The sequence below is a fragment of the Sphingomonas pituitosa NBRC 102491 genome (assembly GCF_001598435.1).
Lineage (GTDB): Bacteria > Pseudomonadota > Alphaproteobacteria > Sphingomonadales > Sphingomonadaceae > Sphingomonas > Sphingomonas pituitosa.
The window spans coordinates 72,921-94,981 of sequence record NZ_BCYY01000021.1; the positions used below are offsets into that span (position 1 = coordinate 72,921).

Here is a 22,061-nt window from a genome sequence, read left to right on the forward strand (position 1 = left end):
TGGAACGGTGTCGCAGCATGTTCCACGTGAAACACGTTACTTGCCGATGCAGAATTTTCCGAACAGGGCGTCCAGCACATCCTCCACCCCGGCGCGACCGGTGATCGCATCCAGCGCCCGACGGGCTGCACGCAGCTCCTCGGCGAAGAGCAGCGGGTCGTCCAGCAGCGATGCCCGCGCCAAGGCGTCGGCCGCAGCGACGCACCAGCTTCGCTGCCTCGCGTTCAGCGCAACCAGATCCGGCGGCGGCAGCAGCGACGCCGCCACTTCCGACATGCGGTTCCAGAGCGCCTCAAGGCCCCTTCCCTCGCGCACCGAGACGGAGATCTGCCCATCCCGTGCCAACGCGCGCCCTTCAGCATCGGCGCGGGCATGAACCCATAATGCGCAGGCATGGGGCGGCGGCGGATCATCGCCGAGCCAAAGCAACAGATCAGCCTCTGCCAGCGCCTCCCGCGCTCGTGCGACACCGATTGCTTCCACGGGATCGTTCGTGTCATCCGCCAGCCCCGCCGTATCGATCAGCAGCCAGGCCAGCCCGGCGCGCACCACGGGCACTTCGATACGATCCCGCGTGGTGCCGGCGATCGGCGAGACGATCGCAGCCTCCCGCTCCGCCAGAGCGTTGAACAGGGTCGACTTGCCTGCATTGGGCGGTCCACCCAGCACCACCCGAAGTCCATCGCGTAGTCGCTCCACCGGAGGGCGCGCTGCAACCGCCCCAATGTCGCTACCAAGCGCCGCCGCAGCGGCCCGCAGGTCCGGGAGCGGATCGGCGCCCGCGACATCATCTTCGTCGCCATGGTCCAGTTCGGCTTCGATCCGAGCGGCAATGCCGAGCAGCCGCATCGTCCAGTCCTCCGCCTGGCGCCGCACCGCACCACCCGCGCTGCGGATCGCCGCGCGCCGCTGTCCTTCGGTTTCGGCTGACAGCAGATCACCCAGGCCTTCGGCCTCGCTCAGATCGAGCCGGCCGTTGAGCAGCGCGCGACGCGTGAACTCGCCCGCTTCCGCCGCGCGCAGGCCCGGCAATGCTCCAAGCGCTGCTTCCACAGCGCGTACCACGGCCCTGCCGCCATGCAGATGGAGTTCGGCCAGATCCTCGCCCGTAGCCGATCGGGGCCCAGGAAAGCACAGCAACAGCGCATGGTCGAGCACCTCGCCCGCCCCGTCCCGCAGCGTTCGGAGCGCAGCATGGCGCGATGCGGGAAGCTCACCGGCAAGATGCTGCACCGCACCAAATGCGTGCGTGCCGCTGATCCGGAGGACGGCGATCGCCGCCGGGGGCGCGCCGCTGGAAATCGCGAAGATCGTATCCATGCCGATCGCGTCAGCTTCCCGGCTTCTTGGTGGCTGCGTCGAACAGGCCGCGCCAGAAGTTCATGCCCGCCTCGCCCATCGGCGCCCAGCTGCGCATCATCTGCTCAAAGCCTTCGGGGGTGCCGTGGTTCTCGATCGCCTGCACCATCAGCTGCACATAGCGATCATGAACCGGAGTAAGGTCCGGCAAGCCCATGGCGCGACGCGCTTCTTCCGGCGTACACTCGACTTCGACGTTGATCTTCATGAGCTTCCTTCCGCGCTTGAGCGCATGCCCGGCCCCCTGCTAGGCCATGGCCATGTATGCGCGCGACCATGCCCTGATCGCAACGCCCATCGGCCCGATCCGGATCGAAGGCGATGATCGGCAACTGGCGCGGATCGCCATCGGCGCAGAGGGTCCGCCGGCGTGGGGGACCAGCCCGGTCGTTCGGGCAGCGGTGGAGCAGCTTCAGCAATGGTTGGCGGGTGCGCGGCGCGACTTCACCCTGCCGCTGGCGCCGCCGCCAACGCCGCGCGGCGCTATCCTTCGAGATGGCTTGATCGCCGTGCCGTTCGGGTCGACCCTCAGCTATGGTGATCTTTCACGCGCGCTGGGTTCCAGCGCTCGGGCGATCGGACAACTTTGCGCGCGTAATCCGTTTCCCATCCTGGTTCCCTGCCACCGCGTGCTGAACCAGGGCGACGGGCTGGGTGCCTATTCGGCCGGGCAAGGGCCGACGACCAAATCCTGGCTGCTCGAGCATGAGCGGCGCCTAACCGGAGAGTATCTGCTATGAGCACCATGACGATCGACGCGCTGGACGAGAGCGGCAGCTTCTCCGCCTATGTAGCGCGTCCGGAAGGGTCTCCCCGCGCTGGCATCATCGTGATCCAGGAGATCTTCGGCGTGAACGAAGGCATCCGTCAGAAGTGCGAGGATTTCGCACGGGAAGGCTATCTCGCGGTGGCACCCGACCTGTTCTGGCGGCTCGGCCCCGGCATCGAACTCGACGCCGACGTGCCGGAAGAAATGCAGCAGGCCTTCGACCTGTTCGGCAAGTTCGACCAGGATCAGGGCATCGCCGATATCGAGTCGACCATCCAGACGGTGCGTGCCGAGCTGGGCGGCGGCAAGGTCGGCGCGGTCGGCTTCTGCCTGGGCGGACGCCTCGCCTACATGACCGCAGCGCGCACCGATATCGACGCGAGCGTCGGCTATTATGCGGTAGGCATCGACGGGTTGCTCGGCGAGAAGCATGCCATCGCCAAGCCGCTGCTGCTGCACATCCCGGTCGCCGATCACTTCGTCTCGCCCGAAGTGCAGGCGAAGATGCACGAAGGCCTGGACGACCACCCCAAGGTGACACTGTACGACTATCCGGGCGAGGATCACGGCTTCGCCGCGGAACTGGGCAAGCGCCGTTCGGAAGCGGCGGCGCAGCTTGCCGACCAGCGCACCGCGGATTTCTTCGCCGAGCATCTCGGCTGAGGACGCCCTTCCCCTCCCTGCCGCGCAGGGAGGGGTCCCAAGGCTTTAGAACAGACTGGTGAGCCCCACGGTGCCGGGCGTGCCGACCCAGCCTTCGTAGATCATCTTGAACGCAACGAAGACGATCACCGCAAGGCCGATATAGGCGATCCAGCGGTGGCGATCGATCAGCTTGGCGATGAGGTTCGCCGCCAGCCCCATCAGCGCCACCGACAGCAGCAGCCCGACCACCAGAATGCCGGGATGCTCGCGCGCCGCGCCGGCCACCGCCAGCACGTTGTCGAGGCTCATCGAGACGTCGGCCACCGCAACCGCCCAGGCGGCACCGGCGAAACTGCGCGCCGAACGCACGCCCGAATGCTCGTCGCCCTCGATCTCCGCCGACCCTGCGCTCTCGCCGCCATGGCGGATCTCGCGCCAGAACTTCCAGCTGACCCAGAGCAGCAGCAAGCCGCCCGCGAAGATCAGCCCGACAATGCCCATCAGCCAGCTGACGATCAGCGCGAAGGCGATGCGCAGCACTAGGGCCGCGCCGATGCCGATCAGGATCACCTTCTTGCGCTGCTCGGCGGGCAGCCCTGCCGCCAGCGCGCCGACGACGATGGCGTTGTCGCCCGCCAGCACCAGGTCGATCATCAGCACCGACCCGAATGCGGCCAGCGCGGCCGGATCGCCGAGGTTGGAGAAATCGGCGACGATGTGCTGCCAGATGTCGAGCGGCGAGCCGATGCCGCCCGCAGCGGCGCTGAGAAGAAGATCGATCATGCCGAAACCCTAGCGCTCCCGTCCGTACAAGCAACGCCTACGCTGCCCAAGCCGACACGTTCCCGGCGGCCCCACGCAAAAAGGCCGGGCGCAAGGGCCCGGCCTTTCCGAAATATAACGGGAACCGCTGCGTTACTGGTTCATGCTGTCGAAGAAGTCTTCGTTGGTCTTCGAATCCTTCATCTTGTCGAGCAGGAATTCCATCGCGTCGATGGTGCCCATCTGCATCAGGATGCGGCGCAGCACCCACATCTTGGTGAGCTTGGCCTTTTCGACCAGCAGCTCTTCCTTGCGGGTGCCCGACTTGCCGACGTCGAGCGCCGGGAAGATGCGCTTGTCCGCCACCTTGCGGTCGAGGACGATTTCCGAGTTGCCGGTGCCCTTGAACTCTTCGAAGATCACTTCGTCCATGCGGCTGCCGGTATCGATCAGCGCGGTGGCGATGATCGAGAGCGAGCCACCTTCCTCGATGTTGCGCGCGGCGCCGAAGAAGCGCTTCGGGCGCTGCAGGGCGTTGGCGTCAACACCGCCGGTCAGCACCTTGCCCGAGCTCGGCACCACGGTGTTGTAGGCGCGGCCGAGGCGGGTGATCGAATCGAGCAGGATCACCACGTCCTTCTTGTGCTCGACCAGGCGCTTGGCCTTTTCGATCACCATTTCCGCGACTTGCACGTGGCGCGTCGCCGGCTCGTCGAAGGTCGAACTGATCACTTCGCCCTTCACCGAACGCTGCATGTCGGTCACTTCTTCCGGCCGCTCGTCGATGAGCAGCACGATCAGGAAGACTTCGGGGTGGTTGTCGGTGATCGCCTTGGCGATGTTCTGCAAGAGCACCGTCTTGCCGACGCGCGGCGGGGCGACGATCAGTGCGCGCTGGCCCTTGCCCTGCGGTGCGACGATGTCGATCACGCGGGCCGACTTGTCCTTGACCGTCGGGTCGAGCGTGTCGAGGCGCAGCTTCTGCTCGGGATAGAGCGGGGTTAGATTGTCGAAGTTGACGCGGTGGCGCACCGCATCCGGATCGTCGAAATTCACCTTCACCAGCTTGGTGAGGGCGAAATAGCGTTCGCCGTCCTTCGGCCCGCGGATCTCGCCTTCCACCGTGTCGCCGGTGCGCAGGCCGAATTTCCGGACCTGGTTGGGGCTGACATAAATGTCGTCGGGGCCGGCGAGATAGTTCGCTTCGGGCGAGCGCAGGAAGCCGAAGCCGTCGGGCAGCACTTCGATCGTGCCTTCGCCCATGATCTGATCACCCTGTTCGGCCTGGGCCTTAAGGATGGCGAAGAGCAGGTCCTGCTTGCGCAGCGTCGACGCGCTCTCGACGCCCAGTGCCTCGGCCATGGTGACCAGCTCGGCGGGGGCGGTTTTCTTGAGGTCCTTGAGATGCATGTAAGGTCCGGAAATTCTAAGGGGGAGAGCGTCGATCGGCGATAGGTACGCGCAGGATTCGATGCTTGAAGGAAGGATGCACCGAGGTCCGGTACACGGCCACAAAATTAGGTACCGGCTCTCGCCAAGTCAACTGCGATTCGGCGCAGATTTACCCGCGCCGATCGCAGTGTTTCTCAGAACGGCTTCACCTCGGCGAGGATGACGATGAAGACCAGCGCCAGCGCCGGTACCTCGTTGAGGAAGCGCAGCGTACGGGTGGCGATCGGCGCCTGCCCGCGCGCCAGCTTCTTCGCATAGCCGACCGCCCAGCCATGATAGCCGCTGAGCAGCACGACGAGCAGCAGCTTGGCATGGAGCCAGCCGATCCCGGCCTGCCCGTCGAACAGCCCGATATTGGCCGACAGCGCCAGCCCGAGCACCCAGACGATGACCAGCGACGGGGTGAGGATCATCCGCCGCAGCATGCCCTCGCGCTTCGCCCATGCCGCCGCCTCGGGCGTGCCCAGCGCCTCCTGATGGTGGATCAGGTAGCGCGGGAACAGGAACAGCCCCGCCATCCAGAACACCACGAAGATGACGTGGAACGCCTTCACCCAGAGATAGGCATTGCCCAGCCAGCCGATCATGCTGCGGTTCCTCGTACGCGGGCCAGCAGCTGCTCGACATGCGCGATCGGCGTGTCGGGCAGGATGCCGTGCCCCAGGTTGAACACATGCGGCCGCTCCGGGAAGGCGGCCAGGATCCGGTCAATCGCGCCATCGAGCACCGCGCCGCCGGTGATCAGCGCCAGCGGATCGAGATTGCCCTGCACCGGCAGCCCCTCCGGAAGCACTGCGTTCGCCCATGCAGGATCAACCGTCTCGTCGAGTCCGATCGCATCGACCCCGGTTTCGCGGGCATAGGCGGCGAGTTTGCCCCCTGCCCCCTTCGGGAATCCAATCACGGGCACCAGATCCCGGACGGCCGCCGCGATCCGCGCGTTGGGGGCGATCACCCAGCGTTCGAACTGGGCCGGGCTGAGGCTGCCCGACCAGCTGTCGAACAGCTGCACCGCCTCGACCCCCGCTTCGGCCTGGGCGCGCAGATAGGCGATGGTCTGGTCGGCGATGCGATCGACCAGCGCCTGCATCAGGCCCTCGTCGCGATAGGCGAGCCTTCGCGCCTCGGCCTGTTCGCGGCTGCCCTGCCCGGCGATCATGTAGGTCGCCACGGTCCAGGGGGAGCCCGCAAAGCCCAGGAAGGTGGTCTGAGGCTCCAGGGCCGCCTTTACCCGCCGAATCGTGCCGTAGATGGGCTCCAGGACGCTGGAATCGGCATCGAAGCCGTCGAGCACGTCGCGTGTGGTCACCGTCGGCGCGAGTCTGGGGCCCTCGCCGGTCTCGAACCAGAGCTGCTGGCCGAGCGCCATCGGCACCACCAGGATGTCGGAAAACAGGATCGCGCCGTCCATGCCGAAGCGGCGGATCGGTTGCAGCGTCACTTCCGCTGCCGCGTCGGAATCCATCGCGAGCGCGAGGAACCCGCCCTTCTCGGCACGGAGCGCACGGTATTCGGGCAGGTATCGGCCGGCCTGGCGCATGAGCCAGATGGGCGGAACGGGCTGGCGAGTCCCTGTCAGGGTCGCGAGCAGCGGCTTGGAAGCACGAAGAGTCAGAGCCGGGATCCCCACTACTATAAGATTCGATTCTCAGGATGTTGGAGTCTGTTGGCCGGTGAAAGCCGGGGCTTATGGTGATGTGAGTCAGTTGCCAACAATTTGACTCCTGCTGCCATCCGGAATCGCACGGATTCGGAAAATCTGTCCACAGGACTCACAGGCTGTGGACCGAAAGTACAAGCTGGGGATGCGGCTGTGGACGAATCAAGCGGCGAATCCCGAATCACGGCGGGTTGGCCGGGTGCCGAGGTTACGCTACCGCTTGTTCGCCATGTTATGCACAGATCGGTCCCCAGCCTGATGCGGCTGCACCTGCACCTGCTCTCGGACTCCACCGGGGAGACGCTGGAAAACATCGCCAAGGCGGCGCTGGCGCAGTTCGACGATGTCGAGCCGCTGCGGCATTTCTGGCCGATGGTGCGCAGCGAGGCGCATCTCGAGCGCATCCTGCAGGAGATCGCGCAGAACCCGGGCCTGGTCATCTACACGCTGGTCAATCGCGACATCCGCCGCATGCTCGAGACGCGCTGCCGCGCGCTGGGGCTGCCGGCGATCGCGCCGCTCGACCAGGTGAGCCACGCGCTGTCCAACCTGCTCGGCCAGGAAGCCAAGGCGCGGCCGGGGCGGCAGCACATGCTCGACGCCGCCTATTTCGCCCGCGTCGATGCGATCCAGTTCACCATCGCGCATGACGACGGCATCGGCTGGGAGGATTGGGAAGAGAGCGACATTCTGCTCGCCGGCGTCTCGCGCTCGTCGAAGACGCCGACCTCGATCTATCTCGCCAACCGCGGCTACAAGGTGTCGAACATCCCGGTGGTGGTGGAATCGCCGCCCCCGGCCAAGCTGTTCCAGCTCAAGCGGCCGCTGATCGTCGGCCTCACCACCAGCGCCGACCGGCTGGTGCAGATCCGCCGCAACCGGCTGCTCTCGCTCAACCAGGCGCCGGAGACCGATTATGTCGACCAGGAAGCGGTGCAGCGCGAAATTGCCTTTGCCCGGCGGATGTTCGCCGATCATGGCTGGCCGGTGATCGACGTCACCCGGCGCTCGATCGAGGAAACCGCGGCTGCGATCATCCAGCTGTGCAACGACCGTGAAATGGACCGCCGATAAAGATGCTTACCCTCGTTCTCGCCTCGCAGAGCGCCTCGCGCCGGGCGATGCTCGATGCCGCCGGCGTGGCGCATGAGGCGCTGCCCGCGCTGGTCGACGAAGCCAGCGCGAAGGAATCGCTGCTCGCCGAGGGCACGAGCCCCCGCGATCTCGCCGATGCGCTTGCCGAACTGAAGGCGCTCAAGGTTTCGCGCATGGCCCCGCAGGCACTGGTGCTGGGCGGCGATTCGCTCGTCGCGCTCGACGACGGCAGCCTGCTCGACAAGCCGGAGAGCCGCGAGCAGGCGCGCGACCATCTCCAGCGCATGTCGGGCAAGACGCACGAACTCTATAGCGCGGCGGTGATCGCCGAGGGCGGCCGCCCGGTGTGGCGCCACGTCGATCGCGCGCGGCTGCACGTGCGCCCGTTGAGCGATGCGTTCATCGAATCGTACCTCGATGCGGAATGGCCGGCGATCGCCGGCTGTGTCGGCTGCTTCCGGATCGAGGGACCGGGCGTGCAGCTGTTCCACCGCACCGAGGGCAGCCATTTCACCATTCTCGGCATGCCGTTGCTGCCGATTCTCGACTATCTGCGCACCCGGGGAGTGATGCCCAAGTGACCCGTTATGCCGAGGTGATCGGCGATCCGATCGCCCATTCGAAATCGCCGATTATTCATAAGTTCTGGCTCGATGCGCTGAGCATCGAAGGCGATTATCGCCGTACCCATGTGCTCGATGCCGACCTCGCCGCCTATTTCGCTCGCGCGAAGGACGATGCCGACTGGCGCGGCTGCAACGTCACAATCCCGCACAAGCTGGCGGTGATGGATCTGGTCGGCGATCCCGGCGGAGTGCGGAACACGATCGGCGCGATGAACACCGTGATCCGCGGTGAGGACGGCACCCTGATCGGCACCAACACCGATGCCGGCGGCTTCTTCTCGCCGATCGCCGGGCTGGAGCTGGAGGGCCGCCATGCGGTGGTGGTCGGCGCCGGCGGCGGCGCGCGCGCGGTGCTGTTCGCGCTGTCGCGCGTCGGCATCGGCCGGGTGACCATCCTCAACCGCAACGTGCTGAAGGCGGCGGCGATGCTCTCCAGCTTCGGGGTGAAGGGCGACGCGCTGCCGATCGGCGCGCCGCTGCCCGCTGCCGACCTGCTGGTGAACGCCAGCCCGCTCGGCATGGACGGCCAGCCGCCGCTTGACCTCAACCTCGATCCGCTGCCCGAGCATGCCGTGGTCTACGACATCGTCTACGCCCCGCTCGAAACGCCGCTGCTCGCCCAGGCGCGCGACCGCGAGCTGGATACCGTGGACGGGCTCGAGATGCTGGTCGGCCAGGCCGCGCTCGCCTTCGAGCTCTTCTTCGGCGCCGAGCCCCCGCGCGACCGCGACGAGGAACTGCGCGCGCTGCTCACCGCATGAGCCACCGGCCGATCGTGCTGGGCCTCACCGGCTCGATCGGCATGGGCAAGTCGACCGTCGCGGCGATGTTCGCGGCCGCCGGCGTGCCGGTGTTCGATGCGGACGCGGTCGTCCATCATCTCCAGGGGCCGAACGGCGCGGCGGTGGCGGCAATCGAGGCCGAGTTTCCCGACACCACCACCGAACTCGGCGTGAATCGCACGCTGCTGCGCGAGGCGGTGATGGCCGACCCGACCGCCTTCGCCAGACTCGAAGCGATCCTTCATCCCGCCGTCTCCGAGGCGCGCGAGTCGTTCCTGGCAGCGCATGTCGAGTCGCCGCTGGTCGTTCTTGACGTACCATTGCTGTTCGAGGCGGGCGGCTGGCGGCACGTCGACAAGATCGCGGTCGTTTCGGCGCCAGCGGCGATTCAGCGCGAACGCGTCCTCGCCCGCCCCGGCATGACCGCCGAGCGGTTCGAGGCGATTCTCGCGCGGCAGCTGCCGGACGCGGAGAAGCGCGCGCGCGCCGACTTCGTCGTCCCTACGCACGAAGGCCTGCAGGTTACGGAAGATTGCGTACGCGCGGTGATCGCTTGCCTCGCGCCGCCGGTGGGTGGATAAGCGCTCCATGCGGGAGATAGTGTTCGATACCGAAACGACGGGACTCAACTTCTCAGGCGGCGACCGCCTCGTCGAAATCGGCTGTGTCGAGCTGGTAAACCGGGTTGCCACCGGCAACCATTTCCACGCCTATATCAATCCGCAGCGTGCCATGCCGGTGGAGGCGTTCAACGTCCACGGCCTGTCCGAGCGATTCCTCTCCGACAAGCCGCTGTTCACCGACGTGGTCGAGGATCTGCTCGACTTCATCGGCGATTCGCCGATGGTCGCGCACAACGCCGGCTTCGACTTCAGCTTCCTGAACGGCGAGCTCGGCCGGTGTAGCCGGCCGCTGATCGACCTTGGCCGGATGGTCGACACGCTGGTGCTCGCGCGCACCCGCCATCCCGGCGCCAAGCACACGCTCGACGCGCTGTGCAGCCGCTACGGTATCGACCTGAGCGCGCGGACGCTGCACGGCGCGCTGCTCGACGCGCAGCTGCTGGCCCAGGTCTATGTCGAACTGACCGGCGGCCGCCAGATCACGCTCGGCCTGGCCGAGGAAGTGCCGGTGATGCCGGAGACCCCGATCGAAGCGCCGACTCGGGTACACGTCCGGCCGGCGCGGCGGTTCACCGCGAGTGCGGCGGAACTTGCACGGCACGCAGCGTTTCTGAAGTCCCTGGACGAGCCGCTATGGGGTGTTCCCACAATCGACGCGGTTCCGGCGCAGCCCTAGGTCGCTCGTCCCTAATTGCGAAGTGGAGGTACATTATGGATATCCGGATCTCGGGGCATCAGGTCGATACGGGCGCAGCGCTCAAGACGCAGGTGACGGATCGGGTCCAGGGTATCGCCGATAAATATTTCTCTCGCGCCATCTCGTCGCAGATTACCTTCGGCAAGGGGCCGCACGACAACGGCTTCACCTGCGACATCGTGATGCACGTGACGCAAGGCCTGGTGCTCAAGGCGACCAACAGCGGCATGGAAGCGCATGGCGCGTTCGACGGCGCCGCGGACCGGATCGACAAGCAGTTGCGGCGCTATGTCCGACGACTCAAGGATCGTCGCCCGACAGAAGTGATCGCGCTGGCGGAAGGCGGTGCGTATGACAATGGCTTCGACAATGCCGGCTACACCCTGTTCCAGGAATCGCATGCCGAAGAGGAAGTCGCGGATGCGCCGCTGGTGATCGCGGAGACGCGCGTCGACGTTCCGGATGCCACGGTGTCGGACGCGGTGATGATGCTGGACTTGCGCAATACGAACGCATTGCTGTTCCGCAACAGCGGCACGGGCGCCTATAATATGGTCTATCGCCGTGGCGACGGAACGATTGGCTGGGTTGAGCCCAACCGCGCACCGGCGTAAGGCCGGGCTGCCCGCGGGCAGCACCGCTTCTTTGGAACGATTTCATGACTGATCTGAGCGATTTGCTCGTGCCGGAGGCGGTGCTCGCCGGCGTGACGGCGGGCAACAAGAAAGCGCTGTTCCAGCAGCTTGGCACCATCTCGGCAGCGACCTACGGCGTCGATGCCAAGCTGGTGGCCGAGCGGCTGGCCGAACGCGAACGGCTGGGCTCGACCGGCTTCGGCGGCGGCATCGCCATCCCCCATGCGCGGCTGGATGACCTGCCGCGCGTGTGCGGCGTGTTCGCCCGGCTGGAGCAGCCGCTCGATTTCGGCGCGGTCGATGATCTGCCGGTAGACCTGGTGTTCATGCTGCTATCGCCGACCAATGCCGGCGCCGAGCACCTGAAGGCGCTCGCCTCGGTGTCGCGGCGTCTCCGCGAGCGACCGTTCGCGGAGAAGCTGCGCGGTGCCGGCTCGAAGGACGCGCTCTACGTGCTGCTGACCGGAGTCGAGGCGCGTGACGCCGCCTGAAGCGGCGCCGACGGGTGCCGAGGCGCATTACCGGGCGCTCGAATCGCTCTACGCCGCAGCGCCGATCAACCAGCTCTTTCCCTCGGTCCTTGAAATCCCCGAAGCGGGGCTCGCCCGGATTCGCTTCGACGTCGATGCACGCTATTTCCATGCCGCCGGGGCGACGCACGGCACCAGCTATTTCAAGATGCTCGACGATGCAGCCTTTTATGCGGCGAACAGCCTCGTCACCGACCGATTCCTGCTGACCACCGCCTTCAACCTGCTGCTCACCCGGCCCCTGCCCGAGGGGCCGGTAATCGCGGAAGGTCGCTGGGTCAGCGGCCAGCGGCGCGTGTTCGTGGCCGAAGCGCGGCTGGTCGACGCAAACGGCGAGGAGGCAGCGCGCGGCACCGGCACCTTCATGCGCTCGCGCATCCCGCTCGCCACCCTGCCCGGCTATCGCACCGCATGACGCCTCGGCTGACCAGCGCGATGCTGGTGAGCGCGCTGGTGCGGCGCGCGGATGGCGCCGGGGGCTCGGCGATGGTGCTGGCGAAGGGGGATGCGACCTCCGGTGCGATCCTGCTGCTGCTGCTCGAGCGCGGCGCCGATCCCCGTTTCGTCGAGCGGGGCATCGGGCCCGGCGGAGTCGCTGCGCTGCTTCCTTCCGGACCGAAGGCACTGGCGGACGAGGCCGAGGCCAGCGCCTATTGGCGGCGGCGGCGCGAACGCGACACCGATCTGTGGGTCGTCGAACTGGATATCGCAGGCGCCGAACGGTTCGCCGCTGAAACGATGAACCTTTGTTGACAGTTCGCGCCTCGCTCGCGAAAGCGATCACAACGTTCATTCGCGTTGTGCCGTTCGAGGTGTGAAGTCGATCGGTTACGCAGTCGGGGGGTACGTCCGGCGGTCCAGTCTCCTCGGGAGCAGCGATCGATCGCACGCCAACCGCACAATACAGATATGAAATGAAGTTTCTGCCACGGGCTGCGACTTTCGCAGCTGTGACTTTTTGCGCTGGCGCACTTGCGAATGCCGCCACGCTCAACCTGAGCCCGCTTCCGCAGCAGGAAGCGAAGATTCAGGCGACGGTGCAGCCAGCACCGGCTCAGGTACAGAACGTCCTTGCTTCCCAGCAGGTTCCCGCGGCTCAGGCCGCGGTCGAGCAGCAGGGTTCCGATGCCGAGGACGACGCCACCCCGGAATATGCCAGCCTCTCCGACGCGGTTGCCGCGCAGCAAGATATCGCCGCGCTCGAAGAGGATCGCGAACTCCGCTGCCTTGCCACCGGCGTCTATTTCGAAGCCCGCAGCGAGCCGCTCTCCGGCCAGCTCGCGGTCGCCGACGTGATCCTCAACCGCAGCACCTCGGGCCGTTTCCCCGGCTCGGTCTGCTCGGTTGTGACCCAGAAGGGCCAGTTCTCGTTCGTCCGCCGCGGCAAGCTGCCGACCCCGCCGGCGAATGCCCAGTGGCGCCGCGCGCTCGCGGTGGCGCAGGTCGCCCGCAAGAATCTGTGGGAAAGCCCGGCCGGCGACGCGCTCTATTTCCATGCGCGCTACGTCAGCGGCAGCCAGGGCCGCGCCACCGTCGCCACGGTGGGCAATCACATCTTCTATCGCTGATCGGGCCTCGCCCTGCAGCACGTGAAAAGCCGCCGAAGTGATTCGGCTGCTTTTCTGTGTTCGCTGAATGTTCTATGTTCCGGCGATGAATGCGCACCAGCCTCTGCCCCCCCCGCTCACGCCCGAAGCCGAGGCGCTGGTCGCCGCCGACGTGGTGCGGGGCGTGTGCCGGATGCTGCTGCGCCACGATTGCGTGGCGATCGCCGAAGTGCCGCTGGACGGCGGCCGGCGTGTAGATCTGATGGCGCTGGACGCGCGCGGCAACATCGTCATCGTCGAGATCAAGGTGTCGCGCGCGGACTTGCTCGGCGACGGCAAATGGCCTGAATATCTGGGCCATTGCGACCGTTTCTTCTGGGCGGTGCCGCAGGGGTTCGACCTGCGTCCGCTTGACCAGCCGCATTTCCTGCCGGAGCGCACCGGGTTGATCGTCGCCGACCGGTACGACGCCGCCGTTGCCCGGGAAGCCGCAACGGTGCCGCTGCCGGCGCCGGCACGGCGCAAGGCGACCCTCGCCTTCGCCCGACGTGCGGGACGAAGGCTGCTGAGCATGCTTGATCCCGACGTTGCCGACGGGTTCTGATGCGTAGTTAGAGCTTCGGCCCTGCCGCGGTTGCGGCGCGGCCCAGCTTGGGCGCATCGGCAAGCAGCTTGGCGATCGACGGGTAGCGGGTCTCGCGCTTGGCATATTCCCGTGCCGAGAGCCCGCCACCGAAATCGGCGCGATCGGGATCGGCGCCGGCATCAAGCAGCTTCTTCGCCACTTCGGCATCATGGGCGAGGACGGCGCGGATCAGCGGAGTCACCCCCCCATTGTTCGCCAGGTTGACGTTGGCCTTCTTGGCGAGGAGCGCGTCCACCCCCGGCCCCCAGCCCAGGCCGGCAGCGAAGATCAGCGGGGTGTTGCCGTCGCGATCCTGGATGTTCACGTTTACGCCCGGCTGGTTGATCAACACGGAGAGATAGGTGGGATCCTGACGCTTCACGACGATGTGCATCGCGGCCTCGCCGGTGCCGTAGGGATCCTTCACGTTGATCATCGAGGATGCCTTGTCGCGCAGGAACTCGTTGACCTTGTTCCCGTCCTGCTTACGGATCGCATCGAGGAACTGGATGCTCTCGCGCGGCTGGCCCATGCCCTGGGCGAGTGCGGGGAGCGGCAGGAGAAACAGGGCCGCGGCAGCGGCGGAGGCGAGACGGAACGTCATTGCTGGATCGGTACCTTCGATACGGGCGACGGATGCAGCCGACTTCCTAGCAAAGACTGGCGGTGGATACCATGAACAGCATGTTTCGAGCTTTGATACCTGCCGCAATGCTGGTGCTGTCGGCATGCGGCGCGGGCGGCACCGGCGAACCGCCGCTTGCCGGTGCGCGGATCGGCGGGCCGTTCACCCTCACCGACCAGAACGGCAAGATCGTTAGCGATGGCGATTTCGCGGGCAAATACCGCATCGTCTATTTCGGCTACACCTATTGCCCGGACGTGTGCCCGACGGACCTGACGAAGGTCGGTGCAGCCCTTCGCACGCTCGACAAGCAGGCGCCGCGGACGGCGCAGAAGATCGTGCCGCTGTTCATCACGATCGATCCGGAGCGCGACACGCCCGCGCAGCTCAAGCAATATGTCGGCAACTTCCACCCACGGCTGATCGGGCTCACCGGGAAGCCGGAGGCGATCGCGCAGGTAGCGAAGGCCTATGCCGTCGCCTATATGAAGCAGCCTACGCCGTCGGGTTATCTGATGGGCCATACCCAAGTGGCCTATCTGATGGGGCCGGACGGCAAGCCGATCACCAGCCTGCCGCTGGAGAAGGACCCCCCGGCGATCGTCGCCGAGCTTGAGCATTGGGTGCATTGACCAACAAATTCTGGGAAGATCTGCCGCTGGAGGCACTCGACCGCGCGCAGTGGGAAGCCCTGTGCGACGGCTGCGGCAAATGCTGCCTCCACAAGCTGGAGGATGAGGAGACGGGCGAGCTGTTCGCCACCAACGTCGCCTGCAAGCTGCTCGATCGCAAGATGGGCCTGTGCAAGGATTACAAGCACCGCCGCGCCTATGTGCCCGAATGCGTGCGGCTGACGACGCGCAATGTGCGCGACATCGAATGGCTGCCGAGCACCTGCGCCTATCGGCTGCGCGCCAATGGCGAGAAGCTGCCGGATTGGCATTACCTCGTCTCCGGCGACCGTGAGGCGGTCCACCGCGCCGGCGAATCGACCCGCGGCTGGACTGTTTCCGAGGACGATGCCGGCGATCTCGAACATCACATGACGGACCGCCGCCTTTGATCGAGGGGCTCGAAGTGATCCGCCATCCCCGCGCGCGGCGGATGCGGCTCGCGATCGATCCCCGCGACGGCAAGGTTCGGCTGACGATTCCGCCGCGCGCCAGCCTCGCCAAGGCGATGCAATGGGTGGGCGAGCAGCAGGGCTGGATCGCGGCCCAGCGGGAGCAGCTGCCTGGTGGACGACCCTTCGTGCCTGGCGCACGCGTGCCGTTCGAGGACGGCGAGCTGACGATTGTCTGGCCGGTCGCAGGCGTGCGCGGCGTGCGGCGCGCGGGCGACCTGCTGCGCTGCGGTGGCACCGAGGAAGGCCTCGGCCGCCGGGTCGAGCGCTGGCTGCGTGCAGAGGCGCTGCGGGTGCTGAGCGAAGATACCGCGCAGTATGCCGCGCTGGCAGGCGTTCGCGTCACCAAGGTCGCGATCGGCGATCCGCGCAGCCGCTGGGGCAGCTGCGCCTCCACGGGCGTGATCCGCTATAGCTGGCGACTGATCCTTGCACCGAGCGAAGTGCGTCGCGCCACCGTGGCGCATGAAGTCGCGCACCGGGTGCACATGAACCACGGCCCCGATTTCCATGCGCTGGTCGAGCAGCTCTACGGCACCGACCCGACACCGCACCGGCATTGGCTGCGCCGGCATGGCGCAGGGCTGCACTGGGTGGGGCGGGAATAGCCTCCCCAGCCTGCGGGAGGGGGATTTAGATTCAATATTCGTCGTTTGGCCGCTGGCGATCCTGCAGCGCGGGCTGGCGCTGCGGCTGGCGGGCGGGCTGTTGCTGCGCCGGCGGGCGGCCGGTCATCCGGTTGATCCAGTCGCGGTCGAGCCGCTCGCCCTGCTGCGGCTGGACGGGCGCGGGCCGCCCGCCCGGCTGGGCCGGGGCGGCGCCGTCCAGCTCCTCGCCGTCCTGCGGTTCCGTCGGGGCCACCTGCGGCGGCTGGGCGATCGGATTGCCGTCCTCGTCGACCATCATGCCGTTGTCGGGGGCACCATACGCGTCCTCGTCGGGTTCGAGCGCGTTGTCGGGCGGAGTCAGCTGCGTCTCGAACTGCTCGACCGGGCGGTTGGCCACCGCCTGGATCATGAAGTCATGGAAGGCGCGCGCCGGCGCGCGCCCGCCCTGCAGACCTGGCACCACCTTGGCGTCGTCGCGGCCCATCCACACGCCGGTGGTGAGGCCGCTGGAGAAGCCGATGAACCAGCCGTCCTTGTTCGAGGTCGTCGTGCCGGTCTTGCCCGCGACCGGACGCCCGATCTGGGCAGCGCGGCCCGTACCGGTGGCGACGGCAGTCTGCATCAGGTCGATCATCTGCGCGGCGACATAGTTGGCGACCAGCACATGGCTGGTATCCACTTCGTGCTGGTAGATCACCTTGCCATTGGCGGTCACGCGCGTGATGCCATAGGGCGTCACCGCCACGCCGTTATTGCCCACCGAGGCGAAGGCGCGGGTCATGTCGATCAGGCGCACGTTGGAGGTGCCGAGCACCATTGCCGGCTGGGTGTTGATCGGCGTGGTGATGCCGAAGCGCTTGGCCATGTCGGCGATGGTGGTGAAGCCGACTTCCTGGCCGAACTTCGCCGCGATCGTGTTGACCGAATAGGCGAAGGCGGTCCGGATCGTGATGGGCCCGCTGTTGCGGCGCGAATCGTTGCGCGGGGTCCAGCCGTCGATCGTCACCGGCTCATCGACCACGATGTCGTCGGGCTTGTGCCCGGCCTCGAGCGCCGAGAGGTAGACGAACAGCTTGAACGACGACCCCGGCTGGCGCTGCGCCTGGGTCGCGCGGTTGTAGATCGACGACACATAGTCCTTGCCGCCCACCATCGCCCGCACCGCGCCGTCGCGGTCGATCGAGACGAGTGCGCCCTGCGCGCCGTCGGGCGCGTTGACGCGGATTGCCTGGTCGGCGCTGCGCTGCATGTTGAGGTCGAGCGTGGTCCACACGTCGAGCGGCGCCTCGGTTTCGTCGATCAGCGTCTCCAGCTGCGGCAGCGCCCAGTCGGTGAAGTAGCGGACGCTGTTCTGCTTCGGCTCCGGTGCCAGCTGCACGGCGTGCGGATCGGTGCTGTTGGCCTGGGCTTCGCTGATCTTGCCGGCATCGGCCATCAGCTTGAGCACCACCGTGGCGCGGTCGACCGCAGCCTCGGCATCGGCCGTGGGCGAGTAATGCGAAGGCGCCTTCACCAGGCCGGCGACGATCGCGGATTCGCCGAGCGACAGGGTCGTCGCCGGATGGCCGAAGAATTTCCGGCTCGCCGCGTCGATGCCATAGGCGCCGCCACCGAAATAGACCTTGTTCAGGTAGAGCTCGAGGATTTCCTGCTTCGAGAATTTGCGCTCGAGCGCCAGCGCCAGGATCGCCTCGCGGATCTTGCGGGTGACGCTGTACTTGTTCGACAGGAAGATGGTGCGCGCCACCTGCTGGGTGATGGTCGACCCACCCTGCAGGCGGCGGCCTTCGTCATGCAGTCGCTTGGCCACCCAGAAGATGCGCGCGACGCCGACCGGATCGACGCCCCAGTGCGATTCGAAGCGCCGATCTTCGGTCGCGATGATCGCGTCCTTCATCGCCTGCGGGATCTGGTCGTACTTGATCCATTCGCCATAGCTCGGCCCGAGCGAGACCAGCACCGTGCCGTCGACCGCGTGGACGCGGATCATCTGGCCGTTGGGCGAAGACTTCATCTGGTCGAAGCTGGGAAGTGTCGCCCGCGCCGAATAGACCGCGATCACCAGCGCGATGAACGCGATCAGCGCCACCCCGATGCCGCTGATCAGCGACCAGAGGAAGAACTTCTTCCAGAAGGAGCCCCGGCGCCACCAGGGCGCAGCTGCGGTTTTCGATTTCACGGCCATGTTACGGCGTGGTCGATTACAGCCTAGCGGGGCTTCCTACAAGGATCAGGCGGCCGATGCGCCCGCGGCGCGCGGCCGAAAGTCGAGGCTCACCGAATTCATGCAATAGCGCAGGCCCGTCGGCGGCGGTCCATCGGGGAAGACATGGCCGAGATGACCGTCGCAGCGCGCGCACCGCGCCTCGATCCGGCGCATGCCATGGCTGGTGTCGGCATGTTCGGAGACATGGCCCGGCGCCACCGGCTGGGTAAAGCTGGGCCAGCCGGAGCCGGAATCATATTTGTCGACGCTGTCGAAAAGCTCGAGCTGGCAACCCGCGCAGCGATAGATGCCGTCGGCCTTGTTGTCATTGAAATGTCCGGAAAACGCACGTTCGGTGCCCGCCTGGCGCAACACGTGGAACTGCTCGGGGGTGAGGCGCTTGCGCCATTCGGACTCGGAGAGGTTCAGCTGTTCCATAGGCCCGCGATGTGGGTCTGCGGGCCTGTTCCGTCAATCCGGGGAAGGCCCTCAATCCGGGATGGTGATCCGCTGGACGACCGCGCCGCTTGCGCGCAGCTGGGCCTTCAGCACCTCCGGCCTGGGGGCGTAGAGGAAGCCGAAGCTCACCGTGCCCTTGCGGGTACGCACAGCGTGGTGGAGCCGGTGCGCCTGCACGATCCGCTTCATGTAGCTGGACCGCGGGATGTAGCGGTGGCGGATCCGCTTGTGGACGATCAGGTCGTGAAAGCCGAAATAGATCGCGCCGTACGCAGCAATCCCGGCGCCGATCCAGGTGAAGCCCGGCCACCAGCCCAGCTGCACGCCGCCCAGCAGCAATACGAACGAGGGCACCGCGAAGATCGCGGCATAGAGGTCGTTCAATTCCCAGTTGCCGGTGCGCGGCCGATGGTGGCTTTTGTGCAGGAACCAGCCCGGCCCGTGCATGATCCAGCGGTGCGCGGCATAGGCGAACAGCTCCATGCCCAAAACGGTGGCGAGGAACAGCAGGAAGGCGTTGAGCGGCGACATGACGTCCATGTAGGCGATCTGCCGCGCCCATTCCATTGACTTTGCCCAAAGGGGCAGGGTCAGACCTGCGGCATATCCAGCAAATCCGCGCCCATCGCCGAGATCAGCCAGTCATGGAAGATCTGCACCGGGCGCAGCGTCAGCGCGCGGGGGCGGCAGACGAACCAGTAGCTGTAATGGCTCTCCACCGTCAGGTCGAACAGCTGCACCAGCCGCTCGTCACGGGCGGACTGGTAGTGCGATTCGAGCATGAAGGCGACGCCCAGGCCCTGTGCTGCGGCCTCCAGCATCAGGTTGCCAGAGTCGAACAGGTCGATCGCTGCGGGTTCGAGGTCCGGATAGCCCGCCGCCATCCGCCACGCGGTGAAGGTTTCGGGCATTTCGCGATGGACCAGCGCCGTCAGGCGGGACAGGTCCATGGGGTCGCGGACAGGATTCGGCCCCTCCACCAGGCTGCGCGCGCCGATCACGTGCACGCGGTTGCGATCCAGCCGGCGCGAATAATAGCCGGGATCGATGTCGCGGGCGATGACGATGGCGGCGTCCAGCCCGTCGCCCAGCCGCGCCATCCCGTGGCTGCCGGTATCGACGTCGAGATGGAGTTCGGGATGCCGCTGCTTCAGCTCGGGCAGGCGCGGCAGCAGCTGCTGCGTCGCGTAAAGCGGCAGCACGCCGAGCCGCAGCCGCAGCAATTCGCTGCCGCTGGTCATCGTCTCGATCGCATCGGTCATCGTGTCGAGCGCCGGCGCGATCAGGCTGAGCAGCCGCTCGCCATCGTCGTTGAGCCGCAGCGACTGGTGCCGCCGCTCGAACAGCGGCTTGCCGATGAAGCGCTCAAGGGCCTGGACCCGCCGGCTGAGCGCAGGCGAGGACAGTGCCAGTTCCTCGGCGGCAGCCTTGATCGAGCCCAGGCGGGCGACCTGGACAAATGCTTCGATCGCGGTGAGCGGCGGAAGGCGTCGCATCGATCCGTCTCTCTTCGTTTGGTGCGGTGCAGCAAAGGGCTCGCAAAGGCTGAAGGCCCCCACGCAATCCATTCCCGCTGTAGGGGAATATCGCTCCGGACAATCGCGATTGCAAGCCATGCATCTACGCGGTGTAATTTTCGCACTTGCACAAAAACGTGCCGCACCGCACATAGGGGGTGCCTTTCAGGCATCCTCTCCTAAAACTTTCCAAGGCCGCCCTTTATTGAGGCGGCCCTTTTTTTTGCCTCCGCCGTTCCTAGCTTTCGTGCCTACCGCCACGAAGGAATCCAGAATGGCCGATGACGAATCCCGCACGAGGCGGCTGCAGGTCGCCAATGCGCGTCCCGAAGACAGCGGCCGCGGACTCGCCCATATCCCGCGCAGCCTGATGGCCGCGCTTGGCATCACCGAGGGTGATGTGATCGAGATCGTCGGCAAGCGCAGCACTCCTGCGCGTGCCGTCCTCCCCTATTCCGAAGACGAAGGGCTGGAGCTGCTCCGCATCGACGGGCTCCAGCGCGCCAATGCCGGGGTCGGCTCGGGCGACTTCGTCGAGGTGCGCCGCGCCGATTCGAAGCCGGCGACGCGCGTCGTGTTCGGCCCGGCCCAGGCGAATCTGCGCCTGCGCGGCACCGGCGAGGCGCTCAAGCGCACGTTCTTCACCCGTCCGCTCACCGCCGGCGACACGATCGCCACGGTCGGCCACCAGCGCGCCGACGTGCCGCCCAACGTCCAGCAGTTCGTGCGGGCGCCCGCCTATGCGCTGCAGGAAATCCGCCTGACGGTGCTGTCCACCGTGCCGCGCGGCGTGGTGCATATCGACGAGAATACCGAGGTCGAGCTCCGCACCGAATATGAGGAGGCGAAGGAAAGCCGCCGCGCCGACGTGACCTATGACGATATCGGCGGCATGGGCGCGACAATCGACCAGCTGCGCGAGATGGTCGAGCTGCCGCTGCGGTATCCCGAGTTGTTCCAGCGCCTGGGCGTCGATCCGCCCAAGGGTGTGCTGCTGCATGGTCCGCCCGGTACCGGCAAGACGCGGCTCGCCCGCGCCGTCGCCAACGAAAGCGACGCCAGCTTCCACCTGATCAACGGGCCGGAGATCATGGGTTCGGCGTACGGCGAATCCGAGCAGCGGCTGCGCCAGGTGTTCGAGGAAGCGGCGAAGAATGCGCCGTCCATCGTCTTCATCGACGAGATCGACTCGATCGCGCCGAAGCGCGGCCAGGTAACCGGCGAGGCGGAGAAGCGCCTCGTCGCCCAGCTGCTGACGCTGATGGACGGGCTGGAGGCGCGCGCCAACATCGTCGTCATCGCCGCGACCAATCGCCCCGAGGCGATCGACGAGGCGCTGCGCCGTCCGGGCCGGTTCGATCGCGAGATCGTCGTCGGCGTGCCGGACGATCGCGGCCGGCGCGAGATCCTCGGCATCCACACCCGCGGCATGCCGCTGGGCGACGATGTCGACCTGCCCGAGCTGGCGCGCACTACCTATGGGTTCGTCGGCGCCGATCTCGCTGCGTTGACGCGCGAGGCCGCGATCGAATCGGTTCGCCGGATCATGCCGCGTCTCAACCTGGAGGAAGGCACGATTCCGCCCGAGGTGCTCGATACGCTCTCGGTCACCCGCGACGATTTCCTGGAGGCGCTCAAGCGCGTCCAGCCCTCGGCGATGCGCGAAGTGATGGTGCAGGCGCCGACGGTCCGCTGGGAGGACGTCGGCGGGCTCGA

The 22,061-nt window shown here is 66.7% G+C and carries 28 protein-coding genes; 17 read left to right on the forward strand and 11 right to left on the reverse strand.

All coding sequences use genetic code 11. From position 1 onward, the window contains the following. Positions 1–36 precede the first annotated feature (36 nt). Both mnmE and SPI01S_RS16505 read right to left on the reverse strand, forming a co-directional pair. On the reverse strand, positions 37–1,320 hold the full coding sequence (mnmE, locus tag SPI01S_RS16500; protein WP_066725032.1) for a tRNA uridine-5-carboxymethylaminomethyl(34) synthesis GTPase MnmE: 1,284 nt from the start codon (positions 1,318–1,320) through the stop codon (positions 37–39). Between the two features lie 10 nt (positions 1,321–1,330). Continuing rightward, a complete protein-coding gene (locus SPI01S_RS16505) occupies positions 1,331–1,567 on the reverse strand; it encodes a DUF6489 family protein (protein ID WP_066725034.1) in 237 nt (78 codons plus the stop codon). A gap of 52 nt (positions 1,568–1,619) precedes the next feature. Between SPI01S_RS16505 and SPI01S_RS16510 the strand changes: the two genes are divergently transcribed. Further along, the gene (locus tag SPI01S_RS16510) at positions 1,620–2,099 is read left to right on the forward strand and encodes a methylated-DNA--[protein]-cysteine S-methyltransferase (RefSeq protein WP_066725117.1); all 480 of its coding nucleotides are present in this window, start codon (positions 1,620–1,622) and stop codon (positions 2,097–2,099) included. After that, positions 2,096–2,791 carry a dienelactone hydrolase family protein gene (locus SPI01S_RS16515; protein WP_066725037.1) on the forward strand — a complete coding sequence of 232 codons (696 nt, stop codon included), beginning with the start codon at positions 2,096–2,098 and terminating at the stop codon, positions 2,789–2,791. The genes SPI01S_RS16510 and SPI01S_RS16515 overlap by 4 nt, the downstream gene beginning before the upstream one ends. 45 nt (positions 2,792–2,836) lie before the next feature. Here SPI01S_RS16515 and SPI01S_RS16520 read toward each other — a convergent pair whose 3' ends face one another. The 4 genes from SPI01S_RS16520 to hemE all read right to left on the reverse strand — a co-directional run bounded on the left by SPI01S_RS16520 (position 2,837) and on the right by hemE (position 6,527). After that, positions 2,837–3,556 (reverse strand): TerC family protein, encoded by a 720-nt coding sequence (locus SPI01S_RS16520; RefSeq protein ID WP_066725039.1) that lies wholly within the window; start codon positions 3,554–3,556, stop codon positions 2,837–2,839. 132 nt (positions 3,557–3,688) lie between these two features. Then, positions 3,689–4,945: a transcription termination factor Rho gene (rho, locus tag SPI01S_RS16525; RefSeq protein ID WP_064313625.1), complete on the reverse strand. Its 1,257-nt coding sequence runs from the start codon at positions 4,943–4,945 to the stop codon at positions 3,689–3,691. A 176-nt stretch (positions 4,946–5,121) separates the two neighbouring features. Beyond that, positions 5,122–5,574, reverse strand: coding sequence for a CopD family protein (locus tag SPI01S_RS16530; protein ID WP_066725048.1), 453 nt, complete (start codon positions 5,572–5,574; stop codon positions 5,122–5,124). After that, entirely contained in the window at positions 5,571–6,527 is a 957-nt protein-coding gene (gene hemE / locus SPI01S_RS16535; RefSeq protein WP_245653635.1) for a uroporphyrinogen decarboxylase, read from the reverse strand. Before hemE ends, SPI01S_RS16530 begins: the two co-directional genes overlap by 4 nt. Before the next feature lie 378 nt (positions 6,528–6,905). On the opposite strand from hemE, the gene SPI01S_RS16540 reads away from it, so the two are divergent. The 11 genes from SPI01S_RS16540 (at position 6,906) to SPI01S_RS16590 (ending at position 13,786) form a co-directional block, all read left to right on the forward strand. Next, on the forward strand, positions 6,906–7,721 hold the full coding sequence (locus tag SPI01S_RS16540; RefSeq protein ID WP_174539121.1) for a pyruvate, water dikinase regulatory protein: 816 nt from the start codon (positions 6,906–6,908) through the stop codon (positions 7,719–7,721). Positions 7,722–7,768: 47 nt separating this feature from the next. After that, on the forward strand, positions 7,769–8,323 hold the full coding sequence (locus SPI01S_RS16545) for a Maf family protein (RefSeq protein ID WP_066725136.1): 555 nt from the start codon (positions 7,769–7,771) through the stop codon (positions 8,321–8,323). Continuing rightward, positions 8,320–9,129, forward strand: a complete 810-nt coding sequence (gene aroE, locus SPI01S_RS16550) for a shikimate dehydrogenase (protein ID WP_066725054.1) — start codon at positions 8,320–8,322, stop codon at positions 9,127–9,129. The genes SPI01S_RS16545 and aroE overlap by 4 nt, the downstream gene beginning before the upstream one ends. Continuing rightward, positions 9,126–9,731: a dephospho-CoA kinase gene (gene coaE, locus SPI01S_RS16555; RefSeq protein ID WP_066725057.1), complete on the forward strand. Its 606-nt coding sequence runs from the start codon at positions 9,126–9,128 to the stop codon at positions 9,729–9,731. Before aroE ends, coaE begins: the two co-directional genes overlap by 4 nt. Positions 9,732–9,738: 7 nt before the next feature. After that, entirely contained in the window at positions 9,739–10,449 is a 711-nt protein-coding gene (gene dnaQ, locus SPI01S_RS16560; protein ID WP_066725065.1) for a DNA polymerase III subunit epsilon, read from the forward strand. A 35-nt stretch (positions 10,450–10,484) separates the two neighbouring features. Further along, the gene (hpf, locus tag SPI01S_RS16565) at positions 10,485–11,084 is read left to right on the forward strand and encodes a ribosome hibernation-promoting factor, HPF/YfiA family (RefSeq protein ID WP_066725067.1); all 600 of its coding nucleotides are present in this window, start codon (positions 10,485–10,487) and stop codon (positions 11,082–11,084) included. Between the two features lie 44 nt (positions 11,085–11,128). Further along, positions 11,129–11,596, forward strand: coding sequence for a PTS sugar transporter subunit IIA (locus tag SPI01S_RS16570; RefSeq protein ID WP_066725070.1), 468 nt, complete (start codon positions 11,129–11,131; stop codon positions 11,594–11,596). Beyond that, positions 11,583–12,050, forward strand: a complete 468-nt coding sequence (locus SPI01S_RS16575) for a PaaI family thioesterase (protein ID WP_066725075.1) — start codon at positions 11,583–11,585, stop codon at positions 12,048–12,050. The genes SPI01S_RS16570 and SPI01S_RS16575 overlap by 14 nt, the downstream gene beginning before the upstream one ends. Then, positions 12,047–12,388, forward strand: coding sequence for a DUF1491 family protein (locus tag SPI01S_RS16580; protein WP_066725077.1), 342 nt, complete (start codon positions 12,047–12,049; stop codon positions 12,386–12,388). The genes SPI01S_RS16575 and SPI01S_RS16580 overlap by 4 nt, the downstream gene beginning before the upstream one ends. A 161-nt stretch (positions 12,389–12,549) precedes the next feature. Next, positions 12,550–13,203, forward strand: a complete 654-nt coding sequence (locus SPI01S_RS16585) for a cell wall hydrolase (RefSeq protein WP_066725080.1) — start codon at positions 12,550–12,552, stop codon at positions 13,201–13,203. 67 nt (positions 13,204–13,270) lie between these two features. Continuing rightward, complete coding sequence (locus tag SPI01S_RS16590; RefSeq protein ID WP_373278321.1) at positions 13,271–13,786, forward strand: MmcB family DNA repair protein; 516 nt, start codon at positions 13,271–13,273, stop codon at positions 13,784–13,786. A gap of 7 nt (positions 13,787–13,793) precedes the next feature. Here SPI01S_RS16590 and SPI01S_RS16595 read toward each other — a convergent pair whose 3' ends face one another. Beyond that, positions 13,794–14,411, reverse strand: a complete 618-nt coding sequence (locus tag SPI01S_RS16595; protein ID WP_066725083.1) for an ankyrin repeat domain-containing protein — start codon at positions 14,409–14,411, stop codon at positions 13,794–13,796. A gap of 71 nt (positions 14,412–14,482) precedes the next feature. Here SPI01S_RS16595 and SPI01S_RS16600 point away from each other — a divergent pair, with 71 nt between their 5' ends. The 3 genes from SPI01S_RS16600 to SPI01S_RS16610 are packed head-to-tail and all read left to right on the forward strand — an operon-like array spanning position 14,483 to position 16,163. After that, positions 14,483–15,064: an SCO family protein gene (locus SPI01S_RS16600; RefSeq protein ID WP_066725086.1), complete on the forward strand. Its 582-nt coding sequence runs from the start codon at positions 14,483–14,485 to the stop codon at positions 15,062–15,064. Further along, a complete protein-coding gene (locus SPI01S_RS16605; RefSeq protein ID WP_066725089.1) occupies positions 15,052–15,495 on the forward strand; it encodes a YcgN family cysteine cluster protein in 444 nt (147 codons plus the stop codon). The genes SPI01S_RS16600 and SPI01S_RS16605 overlap by 13 nt, the downstream gene beginning before the upstream one ends. After that, complete coding sequence (locus tag SPI01S_RS16610) at positions 15,492–16,163, forward strand: M48 family metallopeptidase (protein WP_066725092.1); 672 nt, start codon at positions 15,492–15,494, stop codon at positions 16,161–16,163. The genes SPI01S_RS16605 and SPI01S_RS16610 overlap by 4 nt, the downstream gene beginning before the upstream one ends. Positions 16,164–16,194: 31 nt before the next feature. Here SPI01S_RS16610 and SPI01S_RS16615 read toward each other — a convergent pair whose 3' ends face one another. The 4 genes from SPI01S_RS16615 to SPI01S_RS16630 are packed head-to-tail and all read right to left on the reverse strand — an operon-like array spanning position 16,195 to position 20,324. Then, on the reverse strand, positions 16,195–18,348 hold the full coding sequence (locus SPI01S_RS16615; protein ID WP_084253525.1) for a transglycosylase domain-containing protein: 2,154 nt from the start codon (positions 18,346–18,348) through the stop codon (positions 16,195–16,197). Positions 18,349–18,393: 45 nt separating this feature from the next. Then, on the reverse strand, positions 18,394–18,807 hold the full coding sequence (gene msrB / locus SPI01S_RS16620) for a peptide-methionine (R)-S-oxide reductase MsrB (RefSeq protein WP_066725099.1): 414 nt from the start codon (positions 18,805–18,807) through the stop codon (positions 18,394–18,396). 51 nt (positions 18,808–18,858) lie between these two features. Next, a complete protein-coding gene (locus SPI01S_RS16625) occupies positions 18,859–19,395 on the reverse strand; it encodes a sterol desaturase family protein (RefSeq protein WP_169804533.1) in 537 nt (178 codons plus the stop codon). 23 nt (positions 19,396–19,418) lie between these two features. After that, positions 19,419–20,324, reverse strand: coding sequence for a LysR substrate-binding domain-containing protein (locus SPI01S_RS16630; protein WP_066725102.1), 906 nt, complete (start codon positions 20,322–20,324; stop codon positions 19,419–19,421). Positions 20,325–20,619: 295 nt separating this feature from the next. On the opposite strand from SPI01S_RS16630, the gene SPI01S_RS16635 reads away from it, so the two are divergent. Then, positions 20,620–22,061 (forward strand): AAA family ATPase (locus SPI01S_RS16635; RefSeq protein ID WP_157084749.1); only part of this gene is annotated, 1,442 nt, incomplete at its 3' end.